This window comes from Candidatus Nitrospira allomarina (genome assembly GCF_032050975.1).
Taxonomy (GTDB): domain Bacteria; phylum Nitrospirota; class Nitrospiria; order Nitrospirales; family UBA8639; genus Nitrospira_E; species Nitrospira_E allomarina.
The window spans coordinates 1,374,102-1,389,393 of sequence record NZ_CP116967.1; the positions used below are offsets into that span (position 1 = coordinate 1,374,102).

At 51.9% G+C, this 15,292-nt stretch carries 11 protein-coding genes and 1 tRNA gene; 7 read left to right on the forward strand and 5 right to left on the reverse strand.

Translation table 11 applies throughout. The annotated features are described in order from the left end of the window. Positions 1 to 631: 631 nt before the first annotated feature. The 4 genes from PP769_RS05990 to PP769_RS06005 form a co-directional block, all read right to left on the reverse strand. A complete protein-coding gene (locus PP769_RS05990) occupies positions 632 to 1,138 on the reverse strand; it encodes a shikimate kinase (RefSeq protein ID WP_312646036.1) in 507 nt (168 codons plus the stop codon). Between the two features lie 244 nt (positions 1,139 to 1,382). Beyond that, positions 1,383 to 2,237 (reverse strand): shikimate dehydrogenase, encoded by an 855-nt coding sequence (locus PP769_RS05995; protein WP_312646037.1) that lies wholly within the window; start codon positions 2,235 to 2,237, stop codon positions 1,383 to 1,385. Between the two features lie 459 nt (positions 2,238 to 2,696). Beyond that, positions 2,697 to 5,057: a GAF domain-containing sensor histidine kinase gene (locus PP769_RS06000; protein WP_312646038.1), complete on the reverse strand. Its 2,361-nt coding sequence runs from the start codon at positions 5,055 to 5,057 to the stop codon at positions 2,697 to 2,699. Between the two features lie 94 nt (positions 5,058 to 5,151). Then, a complete protein-coding gene (locus PP769_RS06005) occupies positions 5,152 to 6,528 on the reverse strand; it encodes an OmpP1/FadL family transporter (protein ID WP_312646039.1) in 1,377 nt (458 codons plus the stop codon). Between the two features lie 226 nt (positions 6,529 to 6,754). On the opposite strand from PP769_RS06005, the gene PP769_RS06010 reads away from it, so the two are divergent. From PP769_RS06010 to holA, 6 genes are all read left to right on the forward strand, one after another. Beyond that, complete coding sequence (locus PP769_RS06010) at positions 6,755 to 7,153, forward strand: VOC family protein (protein ID WP_376753425.1); 399 nt, start codon at positions 6,755 to 6,757, stop codon at positions 7,151 to 7,153. A 23-nt stretch (positions 7,154 to 7,176) separates the two neighbouring features. Beyond that, a complete protein-coding gene (uvrC, locus tag PP769_RS06015) occupies positions 7,177 to 8,919 on the forward strand; it encodes an excinuclease ABC subunit UvrC (RefSeq protein ID WP_312646041.1) in 1,743 nt (580 codons plus the stop codon). A 336-nt stretch (positions 8,920 to 9,255) separates the two neighbouring features. After that, on the forward strand, positions 9,256 to 9,504 hold the full coding sequence (locus PP769_RS06020; RefSeq protein WP_312646042.1) for a hypothetical protein: 249 nt from the start codon (positions 9,256 to 9,258) through the stop codon (positions 9,502 to 9,504). A 312-nt stretch (positions 9,505 to 9,816) separates the two neighbouring features. Next, entirely contained in the window at positions 9,817 to 12,447 is a 2,631-nt protein-coding gene (leuS, locus tag PP769_RS06025; RefSeq protein WP_312646043.1) for a leucine--tRNA ligase, read from the forward strand. Between the two features lie 43 nt (positions 12,448 to 12,490). Further along, positions 12,491 to 13,162: an LPS assembly lipoprotein LptE gene (gene lptE / locus PP769_RS06030; protein WP_312646044.1), complete on the forward strand. Its 672-nt coding sequence runs from the start codon at positions 12,491 to 12,493 to the stop codon at positions 13,160 to 13,162. A 49-nt stretch (positions 13,163 to 13,211) separates the two neighbouring features. Further along, positions 13,212 to 14,300, forward strand: a complete 1,089-nt coding sequence (holA, locus tag PP769_RS06035; RefSeq protein WP_312646045.1) for a DNA polymerase III subunit delta — start codon at positions 13,212 to 13,214, stop codon at positions 14,298 to 14,300. 23 nt (positions 14,301 to 14,323) lie between these two features. Here the strand turns inward: holA and rpsT are convergent, their stop codons facing one another. Next, entirely contained in the window at positions 14,324 to 14,596 is a 273-nt protein-coding gene (gene rpsT / locus PP769_RS06040) for a 30S ribosomal protein S20 (protein WP_312646046.1), read from the reverse strand. 236 nt (positions 14,597 to 14,832) lie between these two features. On the opposite strand from rpsT, the gene PP769_RS06045 reads away from it, so the two are divergent. Further along, positions 14,833 to 14,909 (forward strand) — tRNA-His (locus PP769_RS06045). The last annotated feature ends 383 nt before the right edge of the window (positions 14,910 to 15,292 follow it).

The following is a 15,292-nucleotide window of genomic DNA, read 5'->3' on the forward strand; positions in this document are numbered from 1 at the left end:
TCCCTCTTTGTTTTATTCGACGCCTGCTGACAGGCTCACGGGACCGACGCTCTGGGCATTCAGCAGACCTTGTCTGAGCGTAGCGAGTTGGTCTGCTCTCCAAAGGTTCGCGTCGGTCCCATCCAATGAAGCCTGTCTGGGCGTTAATGGTTTTGGGTCCTTTTGCCGAAACAAAAGGACCTCGTTCGCCGGGGCGAAACCCGGCATCTCCAAAAACGACATGGATACCATAGTTGGTTACCTGCATTATTAGACTGCTTTAATCTACACTCCTATACTGTTTGGCGACTCCTCTTGCCCCAATGGGGGGAGGGTGGAAAGGGAACCTGGTCTGTGGCCGTGGCGAAACCGTATAGCCGACATGGGAAAAAATGCGGACAGGATGCAAGCCCAGCGGAGTCTCTTACGCACTCTCTTTTCTTTGGCAATGACTGATCCCTGCTGTCCAGTTCCCTGAGTGAACGGTCTAGGAGCCTGTCGGACTTAGGATGAATCGGCTGCAAAAGTGTCTAAGCGGTCCATATTTCGCCGCTTTCTTGGACCATGGTCCCACTATGGGCCAGCGAAATCGTCAAAATCTGCCCTCGCTCAGCCGCTTTTTCGCTCTCGATCCCCCAAGTCCGACAGGCTCCTAGGTCGAAATGTGGGAAAGAATGGCATCAGCAATTTGGTCCGGGGAAATTTGGTCCGTTGGAATGACATGATCGGCAGCGGCTTGGTAGTGAGGTTTGCGAATCTCAAGAATTTCTTCGATTTCTTCTACGAACGTTTTGGTGCCTGACAGAGAGGGCCGCTGCGTATCGCCGGAAATCCGGCTGGCAATCGTTGAAACTTCGGCAGTCAGCCAGAAAATCTTTCCATTCTCTTTAAGCATTTTGACGTTTTCTTCCTTCAGGATGAGTCCCCCGCCCGTGTCGATAACCAGATTGTCCTGGCCCGTGAGCTTTTGACACATCTGCGTTTCCAGCCCGCGGAAATGATCCCACCCGAAGTGCTCGATAAGCTGAGGAATGGTTTGCTTGGCCTCCTTGACGATTTCCTCATCAGTGGAGATGACTCTTCGTCCGAGACGTTGACCCAGGATTGTTGCCACAGTGCTTTTCCCCGTTCCTCGGTATCCTATGAAGACAATATTCATAAATCTCCTGTTTTGAGGTGTTGGTAAGAAACCAGTTTCGGACAGGCTGGAACAGTATCGGAGAGAAAATTCTTGTGAGAATCGTTGAGAATACCGGAGGGGAGGCAGGGCGAATTTTGTTCCGGCCAGCGGGCAGGTGACACATGGGGAGGAATATCACCATGGCCACTTTCTCCTATGGAATTCTCCATCGCAAGGATTCTCGTTGAGGCTGGGAGCAAAATCCGAACCCGATATCCGTCATTCAAGAGAAGTGGCTGGTGAGCACGTTACGCATCACCTCGATTGGTGCGGATTGGCCGGTCCAGAGTTCAAATTGCCCCACAGCCTGATAGAGAAACATGTTGATCCCTTGGATGGTGCGGCACCCCGCCGCCTGTGCATCCTGCAATAAACGCGTATTGAGTGGGTTGTAGACAATATCCATCACCGTCAGATCGCGGTGCAGCAGATGCTTGGGGACACAGCTTTCCTCGACCTTTGGGTGCATGCCAATGGGGGTGCAATGAATAAGCAATTGGGCCTGTGCCAACGCAGATTGCAAGGTTTCAGGAGTTAAGGAGTTGTCGTGCAAGAGGATGGATGTTTTGGCTTTGAGGTCGGTCGCCAAGGTCTTTCGTTCCTGATCATCGACGCCTAGGAGAGTCAGATGTTCAATTTTGCCTTCCACGCCGAGTGCGAAGGCGATGGCGCGAGCGGCTCCTCCGGATCCTAGAATGACAACCCGTTGTCCGGTGGTTTCCACTCCACCGTGTTGCAAGGCTTTGAGCGCGCCGGATGCATCAGTGTTGGAGCCCACTAACAGGCCACGGTCTTTGACGATGGTATTTACCGAGCCAATGTGTTTGGCGGTCGTTTCGGCGGAATCTAACAAGGGTAAAATGGTGACTTTATGTGGGATGGTCACGCTGAGTCCCCGAATATGGCCCAACGCCCGGAGGCCCTGAACTGCGCCTTCGAGATCCTGGACGGGAAACGCCAGATAGACAAAATTTAATCCCAATTGACGAAAGGCTGCATTGTGAATAGTTGGAGAAAGCGAATGATCGACCGGGTTGCCTAACAGGCCGCAGAGTTGGGTTTGTGCATTAATGTCCATAACGGGTGCTCTCGTAATACATGCGGATTAATGATCGGGAGTTATCACATAACCGGACTGCAAACTCAACTTGTGCGAATGCGAACATGGGTTGTGAGGTTGAGATAAATGAGGAAGCGAGTGTGGGGTTGGAGGAAAGAAATGTGTAAGCCGGGGAATAGATTCGTCTCCCCGGCCCTACACAGTGTGATGCCCGAGGGGCGTTATCGTGACGCCTTTTTCTTCCCCGGAGACTTTTTCATTCGCACGGCGGCTTTTTTTGCCGGCTTCTTTTTCGCGACTTTTTTCATGGTTCCACCTCCCTTCCAATAATGTCGTAGGCAATACTATCCACGTTTATCGGTAGGTCGATGAAAATCCTGAGGGATTACATGGAATTTTTTGTCGATCTGTGACAAGCCGAACAGAAGAATGGATTCTGAGGGAATGGTATTGAGGTAGGCAGTCTATTGAGCATTCCTAGATTGGAGGTTCATGGCAGGCTTGAGCGGACGGTGAGAGCGTTGAAGGGCAGACTGCCGGGAGACAAAGGTGAAACGTGGCACCTTCTCCAGGCTGACTTTCTACAGAGATCGTCCCACCGTGCAGTTCCACCAATTGTTTCACAATTGAGAGTCCCAACCCCAGACCCTGCGTGCCGATTTCCGGCATCCGGTGAGCCTGGAAGAAAGGCTGAAAGAGGCTGGCCTGAGCTTCCCGAGGAATACCCGGACCGGTATCGGAGATCGTGAGGAGGATGTGATCCGGTGGAGCGGGAGAAGCTCTCACCAGGATGCGTCCCTCTTGTGGAGAAAATTTATGGGCGTTGTGGACGAGATTGGTGACGATTTGATGGAGACGGTCCTGGTCTCCCCAGAGAGTCAAATGGTCTTCTGTGAGTTCGACCGTCAGGTGTTGGGCCTTGGTTTGGGTGAGTGGCAGCAATTCCTGCGTGACATCCTCAAGGAGATCGGACAATGCCACAGATCCATGGGCTAACCGGACGGTCCCTGCCTCGATGCGCGATAAGTCAAGAAGGTCCGCAATCATACGGGTGAGTCGATTGGCGTTCGCACTGATTCGGGTGAGGTAGAGGTGTTGGCGTTCGGCGAGCGGTCCCACCATCCCATGAAGCAGATTTTCCGTGAATCCCTTAATCGAGGTTAAGGGTGTGCGCAATTCATGAGAGCAATGTGAGAGAAACTGGGATTTCATCCGGTCAAGTTCCTTGAGCCGGTGATTGGCGGTTTCCAGGTCTGTGTTAGCCTGTTGTAATGCCAGCGTTCGCTCCTGCACTTTGTTTTCCAAGCCGATGTTCAAGGCTTCAATCTCGTCATAGGCCATCGCCGTATCAAGGGCAATCGCCATTTCATGGGCGACCGTAGATAATAAGTTTTGTTCAGAGATGGGGATGGCTTTCTGTTGCATACTCCCAACGATCAACACACCAAGTGGTTGATTCTGACTAATCAGGGGGAGTGAGAATCCGCTTTTCGTCCCGGCTTCCATCAAAATCTGTCGAGTGGTGGGATGGCACTGACTCAGAATTTCCGTGATGTCCTCTATGAGGATGGGTTCTTGCGAGTGGAGAGTTCGGTGAAGGAGGTCCTGTGGGGCTGAGGGAATGTTGGTGTCTTGAACCAAAGCCGTCCACTGTTCCGACATGCCTTCTGATTGAATCTTGTGAAAATGTTGATGCGGTGCGTCCCATACAACTGCCCAGGCATGGTCAAAGGAGAGTGAGCCCACAATGGCTTTGAGGCCTGAGCCGATAATGGTTTCGCGGTCAAGGGTTGAGCCGATGTGGAGGGTGAGTTGATGCAGCATGGTTAATTCATCGACTCGTCGCCGGATCTCGATCAATGTATGTTCTTGTGCTAAGTAGGCCTCCCGCAATTCTTCGTGCCGTTGTTCTGCCGCCTCCAATTGTTCTTGAATGATTTTCCCACGCTCTTGAATCTCCAGCCGATCATCCCAAAGCCGTTTTGCCAAGGGAACAATGAGCAAGGGAAGCAGGGACAGCCCCGCACTGACCCACCAGGGTTGATCGGGAGAAAAAACTCTCAATGTGGTGACCGTGGCCAGCCACAAGGCGAGTCCGCCCAAAATCCATCCCCGCATGGTCCGTCGCTCGGGTTCCCAGGTAAAGGCCCATTCACAATGGGGGGCACCCTCGGCGATACAGCTCCGATCCTGGATCGAGGCAGCCCGTTTTCCAAACATGCGGGCCGGGACTTCTGCAACCGTCGCCTTTGTAGTGTGGCATATTCGTTCGGCACAGCCCTGGAGATACGGGCCGAACTGCCTGATTGTGGATTCGGACAATTGTAGCCGCATCACGGCATGGCCATTGGTGACCGATACAACCTCCGGCTTGAGCGAACCTTTGGTGAATTTTTCGACAAAGTGCGGGAAGAGGCGATATATCTGGGTTATGGAGAAGGGCCGCCCGAGGATTTGAATAATGGGGGAGAGAAATTTTTCCCGCCCCAGATTGAAGTGAAAGTTCTCCTCGTGCGAGAGCTGAACAGAAAATTCGGCCAGAAACATGGCAAACTCATAAGAATAGCTGTTCCAGTGATTCTTGAGGAAATCGACGGTCACATGATAGGTCCGGTCGGGGATTCGCTCGTTCAGCAGGGCGACAAGAGTGCGCAAGGCCTCTTCTGCGGCCTCCGGTCCCTGGTGTTGCTGTATGGCCTCTTCCAGATATTCAAGATTGGCGCGGATGGCGATTCCGCTCACATCCTGGATCGTTGCACCCTGAGTATCCTTCCCGAATGGACGAAACTCCATGAGTGGACGTTCCACAATGCGATGGGATTTTGGTAAGAGCGACATGAATGTCCCTATTGAGAAGGTCAACCGGTAGAGGGACTGTAATGGAATCGGCGAAAAGGGTGAAGGGGGGGAGCAAAAAATCAGGGAAGACGCATTAGAAATTCATCCGCACGGATAAGGCTCCGACGTGGAGGGTGGTATCCCATTTGCCGTTTAAGAGAGGTTGTTGGTTATTCTGAACATTCCGTTCATCATACAGCAACGCTTGATAGGCTAAATCCATCCCGATGCCTTTTGCGCCAAAAATGTCACAGGGGAGGATCCCCAAAAATTTTCCTGGAGCATGGCAGAGAAAGCCCATCCCGGCTGAAAAGGCATTAAAATCGGAGTCTGGAACCGCTGGCTCGAATGTCCGGTTGGGAATAGGGCTTTCCGATCTGACGTATCCCGTTCGAAAGGCCACATCCCAATGAGGGAGCGCAGAGGGGGAGAGGGCTTTGAATTCCGTTCCCACCATGAGTATCCAGGCATCTCCATAGTTTCGGGGATTTTGGATGACGGCTCCATTAGAGAGTTGCAGGTTGAGGTCCTTGAATCCGGACCAATCCGCATAATCGAGATCCACTTCGACCTTCCACTCATGTTGCGCGTTGCGAATAGGCCATCCGGCGATGGCCCACGTGTAGATATCGGGGAGTTGAATGTTTGTGGTCGCACCGGCAAGGCGGGTTCCACCGGCTAAAAAATCCCCTTTGAGGTCCAAATTGGGTCCGTTCCGATAGACAAACGCAAGATTGACGAGTGGATGACCGTCTTGATTGCGGAAAGGTGTCCAGAGGACACTGGCATTAAATCCCAAAGCCGAGTCAGTCCCGTTCGCTTCCAGGCCTGTCCCAGCGGGTATACCAAACGGATTGCCTGGAGCCGCATTTTGTTGGAGCTCTGCCTGACCTTCTCCCAGAAAGCTGGCAAAGGTATAAATATCTAGCCCCCCTCCTACAGAGATATAGTCATTCACCTTGTAGGCGAGCGTGGGCTTGATATCGATAAGGGGAAGAGACGCACTCGTGAGTATGGGAGAAATTAGGCTATCATCGGGGTATTCGATATTCAGGGCATACGGGGTGGTAACCCCAATTCCTACGGTCCAATTCGGGAGATTGTCCAGGCCTAAGGCCGGAAGGTTTGCAGTGAGGAATAATGAACTGGGTGGGGGAGAGGAGATCGTTCCACCAACACCACCCTTGACGGTTGGTCCGAGGTCGCTTTTGAATCTGACCGTGCCACCGATCAAGAGAGTCCCTGCATAAAATTGGATGCCTTTTAACTGGGTCATACCCGCTGGATTGTAGTGCAGGGCTGAGGCATCATCGGCTTGGGCTGTAAAGGCCGCGCCTTGGCCGGTAGCCGAAGCTCCATGATCGAGAATACGAAAACCTTCAGCCCGAACTGTTTGAGGAGTGATAATGGTATTGAAGAGCCCAAGGATGAGGCATAGAGCGACCAGGCGGCAGATGATCAATGTCGTCACGTCTCCTCCTTGAGAGCGGGAACCGATCAGAAATTCCGGGGAAGTCTATGAAAAACAAGAGAAGATAGCAATCTTGATCAGGGATGAGCAACGAGTGACAATAGCGAAAGTCATACCTCCAGACCGGAGATTGCGGACTTCCTCTCTGTTTTTCGAAGAAGTTTAATTCATGCAGAGGGATTCCGTTCCCGTGGTCGGACAGGTGAATGTTGAAAAGGAGAATGGCATGCGGGTGAAAAAACTGTTGCATACGCGAATGCGAGTGAGTGACATGGAACAGACGCTGGGCTTTTATCGAGAGGTACTCGGGCTGGAAGTCGTGGAGCAAAAGGTATCGCCACGAGGTTCGCATCTGGCATTTTTGGCTGTCCCCAACAGTGAGGAATTGATTGAGTTGTGCAGTTTTCCGAGTAGCGGGACGGTCAAGGTTCAAGAGGATCTTGTGCATTTGGCTTTTGAAGTGGAGGATTTGGAACAGACGATTCAGGAACTCCAGGCCAAAGGTGTGCCGATCACGGATGGCCCCACCCAATCTTCCTCCGGCAGCCGGTTTATTTTTATCGATGCGCCGGATGGCTATGAAATTGAGTTGATACAACGACCAGCGGGAGTCGCCATCGTCTGATGATCAAGGTGACAAAACAAGAGATGAGGGAAACACCCACGAGCACTTCTCAGGTCCTCTCGGACCATCCAGGTCGCTTGAGCGGAATATTGAATAATCTTCCCAAGCAACCAGGGGTCTATCTCTTTAAAGATCGACGAGGCGACATTATCTATATTGGAAAAGCCGCCGTGTTATCGGACCGAGTGCGATCGTATTTTCAACATGCGGCCGATCTCACTCCTAAAAACCGGGTGCTGTATTCGCAGATTGCGGATATGGAAACGATCGTCACCCACTCGGAATTCGAAGCCCTCATTTTAGAAAGTAATCTGATCAAGCGGCATCGCCCACGGTTCAATGTGGTCCTCCGGGACGACAAACAATACCCCTATCTCCGGTTGCCGATTCACGATGATTTCCCGAGGCTGTCGATAGTCCGCCGGGTCAAACAGGACAAGGCGTTATATTTTGGTCCGTATGTCCCTACGGGAGCTATGCGCGACACCCTGAAAGTTATTCGTAAGGTGTTCCCCCTGGCCACCTGCACAATCGATATTAATGGAAGCGCTGAGCGGGCATGCCTGGAATTTGAAATCAAGCGTTGCATGGCTCCTTGCACGGGAAATCAGACGAAGGAAGCCTACCATCAGATTGTAAAGCAGGTTCGTTGGTTTTTAGAGGGACGGGATACGGAATTACTCGAGTCCTTACGATCAGCCATGCAGGATGCGGCGGAGCGGGAGGCGTTTGAAGAAGCCGCTCGACTGCGTGATCAGATTGGAAACATTGAGCGGATGTTGGCCAAACAACGGGTGGCACAAATAAGCGCCCGGGAGCAGGATATCGTGGGATTGGCCAGAATGGGAGGGGCAGTGGATGTTCAGATGCTGTTTGTGCGAGGAGGCCTGTTGATTGGCCGTCGGGATTTTTTCTGGTCCGACGCTCACGGCGTCACCGATGAGGAACTGGTGAGGTCGACGCTCGAACAGTTTTATGCCAAAACAGTCGTGCCTCCCAAAGAGGTTCTGCTTCCTGTGGGGTTTGACGATCAATCGCTAGTCCAGCGGTGGTTGTCCGAGAAGAAAGAGGAAACCGTTCGGGTACTGGTTCCTGAGCGAGGGGTTAAATATGAATTACTCCAGCTCGCACAGGAAAATGCTGCGGTGGCTCTCAACGAACATCTTCGGGTGCAAACCGAATCCAGTGAGTCGGTGGAAGAACTTCAGTCGCTCTTAGCGTTGCCACAAATTCCGACCCGAATTGAATGTTTTGATATCTCCAATACCATGGGGACTAATTCCGTGGCGTCCATGGTGGTTTGGGAACAGGGCAGAATGAAAAAGTCAGACTATCGGCGATTCCGGATTAAAACGGTAGAAGGAGCCAACGACTTTGCGAGTATGCATGAAGTGGTGAAACGCCGATACGGCGGATCGTTGGCTAATAAACCAGGGAAAACCCTACCGGAGCCGGACCTGGTGGTGATTGATGGTGGAGCCGGACAATTAGGCGCGGCCATGGAGGCGATGGCGGCCGTTAATCTCTCACATGTCGCGATTTGTGGTTTAGCCAAAGCGAAGGGTGACAAAGACGAAAGGATTTTTCTGCCGGGTCGGAAGATGCCCATCATACTGCCCCTGAAATCCCCGGCAACACGGCTGGTCCAAACCATTCGAGATGAAGCGCATCGCTTTGCTATCACCTTTCACCGCAAACTGCGGGGTGACGCGATGATTCCTCTTTCTCCCCTGCGTTCCGCAAAAACTTCGAAGGGGAGTTTCTAGTCCTTCACCAAATTATGGTGTTGGTGTCGGCGATGGTTGTGATGCCCACCAATGATCGCAAAATGTGATCTGGGACTTCTTCGAACACAGGTGTGGGCGGATTTCCGACATGCTGCGTGGGAATTTTGTTAGGAGCAAGTGGGTTTTTCGTTTCCTTGCTAACATTAAGATGGCGGTGATGAGATAGGAAGAGAGAGAGTGTTTTTTTGAGGTTGTATCGTCCTGCTGTCCATTGTTCGACAAACACGGGGCTTCCCTTTCTCCTCTTTAAAAGATTTAAGGTCTCTGAGGGCCTCACCGATGGATACATACATCACTTATAGGGAGGTATGACGGATGCAATGCCCTCGATGTCAAGGGACCATGATAGTCGATCACTTTGTGGATATGGCCACGAGTGGCGAGATTTGGATGCCGGGTTGGCGGTGTCTGATGTGTGGAGAAGTCCTTGATCCGTTAATTGAGCATCATCGTCATCTGCAGCGTGAACATCAGGAAGTGGTTGGTGCCATTTCCGGATCAGCCGCTCGTCCTCCCTCACCCATTTCCGTGAAGTCGCGCCAGGCGAACAAGCGGTCCTTTTAGTCGTTCTGTTTTTCCCCTTTTCCTTGTGCAAATATTCGCGATCCTGTGGTCTGAACGGCCTCCTGGCGATTTGCTTGTGGGGTGGGTTTCTCTATGCTAGATTCCTCAGGATGCTGTTGAAAATGCAGCGTTTCCCAACGTCAAATTCAGAGGCAATGACCCTCACGGTTCCGGAATTCCGTATCTAATTTGACGCGGAACAAGTGTTTACCCATACCGACATTTCTTCACACATGTGACGAGCGAAGTAGGGATGTCTTTGTAACGTATTCATCGAGGCGATCACCGTATTTTCTTTCATAAGGCATAAGCATGGCGCATACGTACGATCATCAGGCTGTTGAAGCAAAGTGGCAGGCATATTGGGCTCAATCCGGGACGTTCCAGGTTCAGGAAGATTCGGACAAACCCAAATATTATTGTTTGGAGATGTTTCCCTATCCCTCGGGCCGGATACACATGGGCCATGTGCGCGTATATGCCATCGGGGATGTCGTGGCCCGTTATAAGACGATGCGTGGGTATAACGTGTTGCATCCGATGGGATGGGATGCTTTCGGGTTGCCGGCAGAGAATGCCGCAATTGAGAAAGGGGTGCACCCCAACGTTTGGACTCAAGAAAATGTGGCCTATATGAAAGGACAACTTCAGCGGATGGGTCTGTCCTATGATTGGGATCGTGAGGTGAATACGTCTCAGCCTGACTATTACCGCTGGAATCAATGGATCTTTGTGAAAATGGTTGAGCGTGGATTGGCCTATCGAAAACGCTCGGCAGTAAATTGGTGTCTTTCTTGTGAAACGGTATTGGCAAATGAGCAGGTCTTGGAGAAAGAAGGAAAAGACGGAGGGGTGTGCTGGCGATGCGAGTCGGTCGTCATTCAAAAAGAATTGGAGCAGTGGTTTTTCCGTATTACGTCCTATGCGCAGGAATTATTGGACGGCTGTGAACGGTTGGGGACCTGGCCGGCTCGTGTGCTGGCCATGCAGCGGCATTGGATTGGGCGGAGCGAAGGGGTGGAGCTGGATTTTCCCTTAGCGGAGACCGTAGCCGGGCTACAGGCGATCCGGGTGTTTACCACTAGACCGGATACCATTCATGGCGCGACCTTCATGAGCCTTGCACCAGAATCGCCCCTGGTCGAACAATTGATAGCCGGAAGACCTGAGGCCGCCGGGGTTCGAGCGTTTGTGACTCGTGTGTCTCGCGTGGATAAAGCGACGCGTACGGCTGCTGATCGGGAGAAAGAAGGTGTGTTTACCGGCGCCTACGCCATCAATCCGTTTACCAAGGAACGTATCCCGATTTGGGTGGCGAATTTTGTGTTGTATGAATATGGCACGGGGGCGATTATGGCCGTTCCCGCGCATGACCAACGAGATTTTGAATTCGCGAAAACCTATCGCATCCCGGCTCGACTGGTGATTCAAGATCCGGAAGGCCGGCTGAGCTCTGAAGCTCTGGAATCGGCTTATGAAGAACAGGATGCCGCCGGACTCCTGGTGAACTCAGGGAATTTTTCCGGCATGTCCGTGTCGCAAGCCAAACAGGCCATCGGCGAATATGTGGAAACACAGGAATGGGGAAAGCGATCCATCAATTTCCGTTTAAGAGATTGGGGTATCTCCAGGCAACGCTATTGGGGGACGCCCATTCCGATGTTGTATTGTGATCGCTGTGGCATTGTCCCGGTTCCCGAAGGCGACCTGCCGGTGTTGCTGCCTGACGATGTGCCATTCACCGGGAAAGGTGGGTCTCCGCTTAAGGAATCTCCGTCGTTTTCACAGGCCACCTGTCCCATGTGTGGCGGTCCGGCACGCCGCGAAACCGATACCATGGATACCTTTGTAGATTCGTCCTGGTACTTCCTTCGGTATTGCTCGCCCAAAGACGTCACGCAAGCCGTGAATCCCCAAGCCGCACAACATTGGATGGCGGTGGACCAATATGTCGGCGGAATCGAGCATGCGGTGTTGCATCTGTTGTATGCGCGCTTTTTTACCAAAGTCTTACGAGACCTGGGTCTCACAATGGCTGATGAACCCTTCATCCATTTGCTCACCCAAGGCATGGTGACCAAGGAAACCTACTGGTGTGAAGAGCATCGATGGATGCTTCCCACCGAAATAAAAAAAATGGGCGAGCAGCGGGTCTGTATTCACTGTGGGCGGAGTATTGTGACAGGCCGTACGGAGAAGATGTCCAAGTCTAAAAAAAATATTGCTTCCCCTGAGGACTTGTGCGATCGCTATGGAGCGGACACGGCCAGAATGTTTTCGTTGTTTGCCGCACCACCGGAAAAGGATTTGGAATGGAGCGATACCGGGGTTGAAGGGTGCTATCGGTTTCTTAACCGGGTCTGGCGGTTGGTACAGGATCTTCTTCCGGTCTTGAATGGGGTAGCTTCCAATCAGGGATCCCGCGAGTCGGTGCTTTTGCCTCAATTGCAGCGGGCGACGCATCAGACGATTAAAAAGGTCACAGAAGATTTTGAGCGGGGCTTTCAATTTAACACGGCCATTGCGGCTCTTATGGAGTTTGTAAATGAGTTGTATAAGTTCTGGAAAGAATTTCCGGGGGAGGCCTTAACTGCTGGCGAGCGAGCGGAGTGGCGAACAACGTTGGAAACGTTAGTAGTGTTGCTGGCACCCTTTGCTCCGCACGTGACTGAGGAGTTGTGGGAACTCTTAGGGAAGCGCCCAGGGATGAGCCGGCAGGCGTGGCCTGACTTTGATCCCGTTCTGGTGGCCAGTGCCGAATGGACGATTCCTCTCCAGGTGAATGGCAAACTTCGGAGTAAGATCGTGGTTCCAGCCGGTTCGACAAAGGAACAGATCATTGCAGGCGCTCAGGCGGATCCAAAGTTGGTGGAATGGTTGCAAGGGAAGGTCGCTCGCAAAATTATCTATGTGGAACAAAAGCTGGTGAATTTTGTCATCTAACCCAGGCCGACCGGGTAGGCTTCTTCAGCGGGTGAGATTCCTGATGACCGGATGGGGAGTGTGGCTGTGCCTGATTGCCGGATGTGGGTACCAATTCACAGTTGAGGGGCCGGGCCCGGTCATCGGGGGGAGTGCCGGCCATGTGGCGCAAGGACCGCCGATTCGTATGGTCTTTCCGGTGCTCAAAAATAACAGCTTTGAACCAAACCTGGAATTCAAATACACCAGATACTTTCGCCAGGCGTTCCAATCTGTCGGAAGCGCAGAATTTGTCGATGATGGCTCCGCCGATTTTGTGATGGAAGGGGCGATTCTATCGGTCGGGCTTTCTTCATTAGCCTTTACTCGCACGCAGACACAAGAAAGCCGGGTTATGGTGAAAGTGTTGTTGAAGGTGAAGGATCGGAAAACGGGAAAAGTCCGATGGTCTCAAATCGGAACCAGTACAGCCGAATTTTTTGTGGGTGCCACATCCACCTCAGATGCCGAAACCGGATTGCAGTTTAACCGGGTTTTGCAGGATCGGGCGGTTGAGCAAGCGGGGCAACAGGTGGCTGCCGATTTAGCCGATCAATTTTTGGGGGCCAGGGAGCAGGGGGTTTTTGACAGGAATAGAAAGGAGACCATCCCGGATCCGGAATCGGGTGGTGGTGAATCCCCCGAGATCTCAGCGCCTTACGGAGATCTCATTACTCCAGGCTCCCAGATGCCTTGATTACCTGAATGGGTTAGCAGGATTGTCTGCTTTTTGAGGCGTATTCACCATGAAAGTTCATGAACTTCAAAGTCAGATCAACCGGCATGGGTTATCCCCTCTGTATTTGGTGATTGGGGAAGAGCCCTATTTCCGGGATCAGGCCTTGAGCATTCTTCGTGAGGCAGGTCAGAAAAAGGATGCTTCAAAATCATCGGACCATTTATCGGCCTATGATTCCTCCCAGATGTTTCATGTCGATGTCGTTTATGGGGATGAAACCGATGCGTCCGAGATATTAGCCATTTCGGAAGAGACCTCGTTTTTTTCATCGAGACGACTCCTCATCATTAAATGGGCAGAAAAACTCTCTGCTCGAGATGGGGAAGCTCTTATGCCCTATTTTCAGACTCCCAATGAAACGACCACGATGGTCATCACTGCAGCCAAACTGGACGGCCGGACGAAGTGGGTTCAAGATCTTAAAAAGCGGGGGACGGTGGTGGAATGCGCTCCCTTATTTGAGGGGCAGCGAGCAGGGTGGGTCACGCAGCGAGCGCGAGAGTTAGGCTTGCAGTTGGAAGACAGTGCCCTCGAGATATTGAAGGATCAGGTTGCCGAAGGGTTGTATGGGACGGCCGGTGAATTAGAGAAATTGGTGGCGTTTATGCCGGAGGGCCATCGAGTTCGGGCACAAGACGTGGAAACGCTCAGAGGAAAACCCCCTGGAATTTCGGTGTTTGATTGGTCGGAAGCCGTTGCGCGAGGGGATCAGGGGCGGGCATTGGATATCGTGGCAAAAAATTTAGAAACCGGCGAAGCACCCTTACGAATGTTGGGTGCCTTTTTGTGGCAGATGCGGAAGATCTGGAAAACGCACGAGTTGATGCAAGAAGGGTATGATGCCGGACAGGCCGCACGCCAATCAGGCATTCCTCCGTTTCGTGCGCGGGAATTTATCCAGCAGGTGCAGCGGTGGAAGCCATCCCACCTCCGTCGAGCATGGGAATTATTCGCTCAAGCGGATTCGGCTCTTAAAGGAGGGCGGGCATCACGTCCGAAGCTCATCTTGGATGACCTGGTCATCCAACTTTGCCGGGCCACTAAAGCTGATCAAGGCAGCAAGGTCTTCGGTGGCCGCAAATCTCACAAGTTGTGAGAACCCGTACCTATTTGACCATATTATTTGGGTGAGAGTGCGTTGACGCGGGATGCAAGACGGGAAACCCAACGAGAGGCGGTGTTCCGATGAAGCGTGCCTTTAGTTACGGCTTTATGCAGCTCAGAGGTCGCTTCTCGCAAAGAAACCTTAGCCTCTTCGCCCTTGTTCTCTTTGACCGCTCCATGAACTTTCTTGATAAAAGTCCTGACGCGTCGCATGATAGACCGATTGCGTTCCTGCCGCTTCAGAGTTTGTCGAGCTGCTTTAATTGCGGAATGATGTCGATTAGCCATAATTTCCTCCAGAAAAAATCGAAGTGTGATTTTTAACACAATACCATGAAAGTGGTCAATTGAACGGGGGGTAAATTTTCGGGGTGTTTAAATGCCTATTTGGCCCTTCAAATATGAGGTTTTCTCGAAAAATTAGTCAACTATTCTCTTTGGTCGCGATCGTTATGTGCCTTGCGACACCTATGGTCCTCTGATAAGATCGCTCTCTTCATTCCGCTCGAAACTTCCATGTGATGGTGGGTGTAGCTCAGTTGGTTAGAGCGCCGGATTGTGGATCCGGAGGTCGCGGGTTCAATTCCCGTCACTCACCCCATTTTTCCACTTTAACTGCACAAATTGAAGAATAATCAGAAGGACAGGTCTCCGCGTAAAGCGTTTGGGGCGAACCTCTTCACTAGTTAGATCGGCCTCAGGTTTAGTTTGTTTTTCGGTTAGGGACGGGAGCTGCCCTGTTCTGGTGTATGGAAGCTTTGGTCGATTCCAGACGGTAGAAGGCCAGTTTATCCGTCCTATCTTGGTAATCGATCGGTCAGGTACGTCTCGTCTAAAAAAAGATTCGGGATTTAATTTTCTGTCCCATTGATCTGAGATATGGGCCGCGGGTTTCAGCGGGCATGATTTTCTCTCCCCAATGGCACCAAGATATGAGAACCCGAAAGGCCCATGAGTTGGGTCTAACACATTATTGCTTATCGC

What these genes read in the sequence shown, in the direction of transcription:
- PP769_RS05990 (WP_312646036.1), bottom strand. Translation starts at nt 1,138, where the DNA reads ATGAATATTGTCTTCATAGGATACCGAGGAACGGGGAAAAGCACTGTG.
- PP769_RS05995 (WP_312646037.1), bottom strand. Translation starts at nt 2,237, where the DNA reads ATGGACATTAATGCACAAACCCAACTCTGCGGCCTGTTAGGCAACCCG.
- PP769_RS06000 (WP_312646038.1), bottom strand. Translation starts at nt 5,057, where the DNA reads ATGTCGCTCTTACCAAAATCCCATCGCATTGTGGAACGTCCACTCATG.
- PP769_RS06010 (WP_376753425.1), top strand. Translation starts at nt 6,755, where the DNA reads ATGCGGGTGAAAAAACTGTTGCATACGCGAATGCGAGTGAGTGACATG.
- uvrC (WP_312646041.1), top strand. Translation starts at nt 7,177, where the DNA reads ATGAGGGAAACACCCACGAGCACTTCTCAGGTCCTCTCGGACCATCCA.
- PP769_RS06020 (WP_312646042.1), top strand. Translation starts at nt 9,256, where the DNA reads ATGCAATGCCCTCGATGTCAAGGGACCATGATAGTCGATCACTTTGTG.
- leuS (WP_312646043.1), top strand. Translation starts at nt 9,817, where the DNA reads ATGGCGCATACGTACGATCATCAGGCTGTTGAAGCAAAGTGGCAGGCA.
- lptE (WP_312646044.1), top strand. Translation starts at nt 12,491, where the DNA reads ATGACCGGATGGGGAGTGTGGCTGTGCCTGATTGCCGGATGTGGGTAC.
- holA (WP_312646045.1), top strand. Translation starts at nt 13,212, where the DNA reads ATGAAAGTTCATGAACTTCAAAGTCAGATCAACCGGCATGGGTTATCC.
- rpsT (WP_312646046.1), bottom strand. Translation starts at nt 14,596, where the DNA reads ATGGCTAATCGACATCATTCCGCAATTAAAGCAGCTCGACAAACTCTG.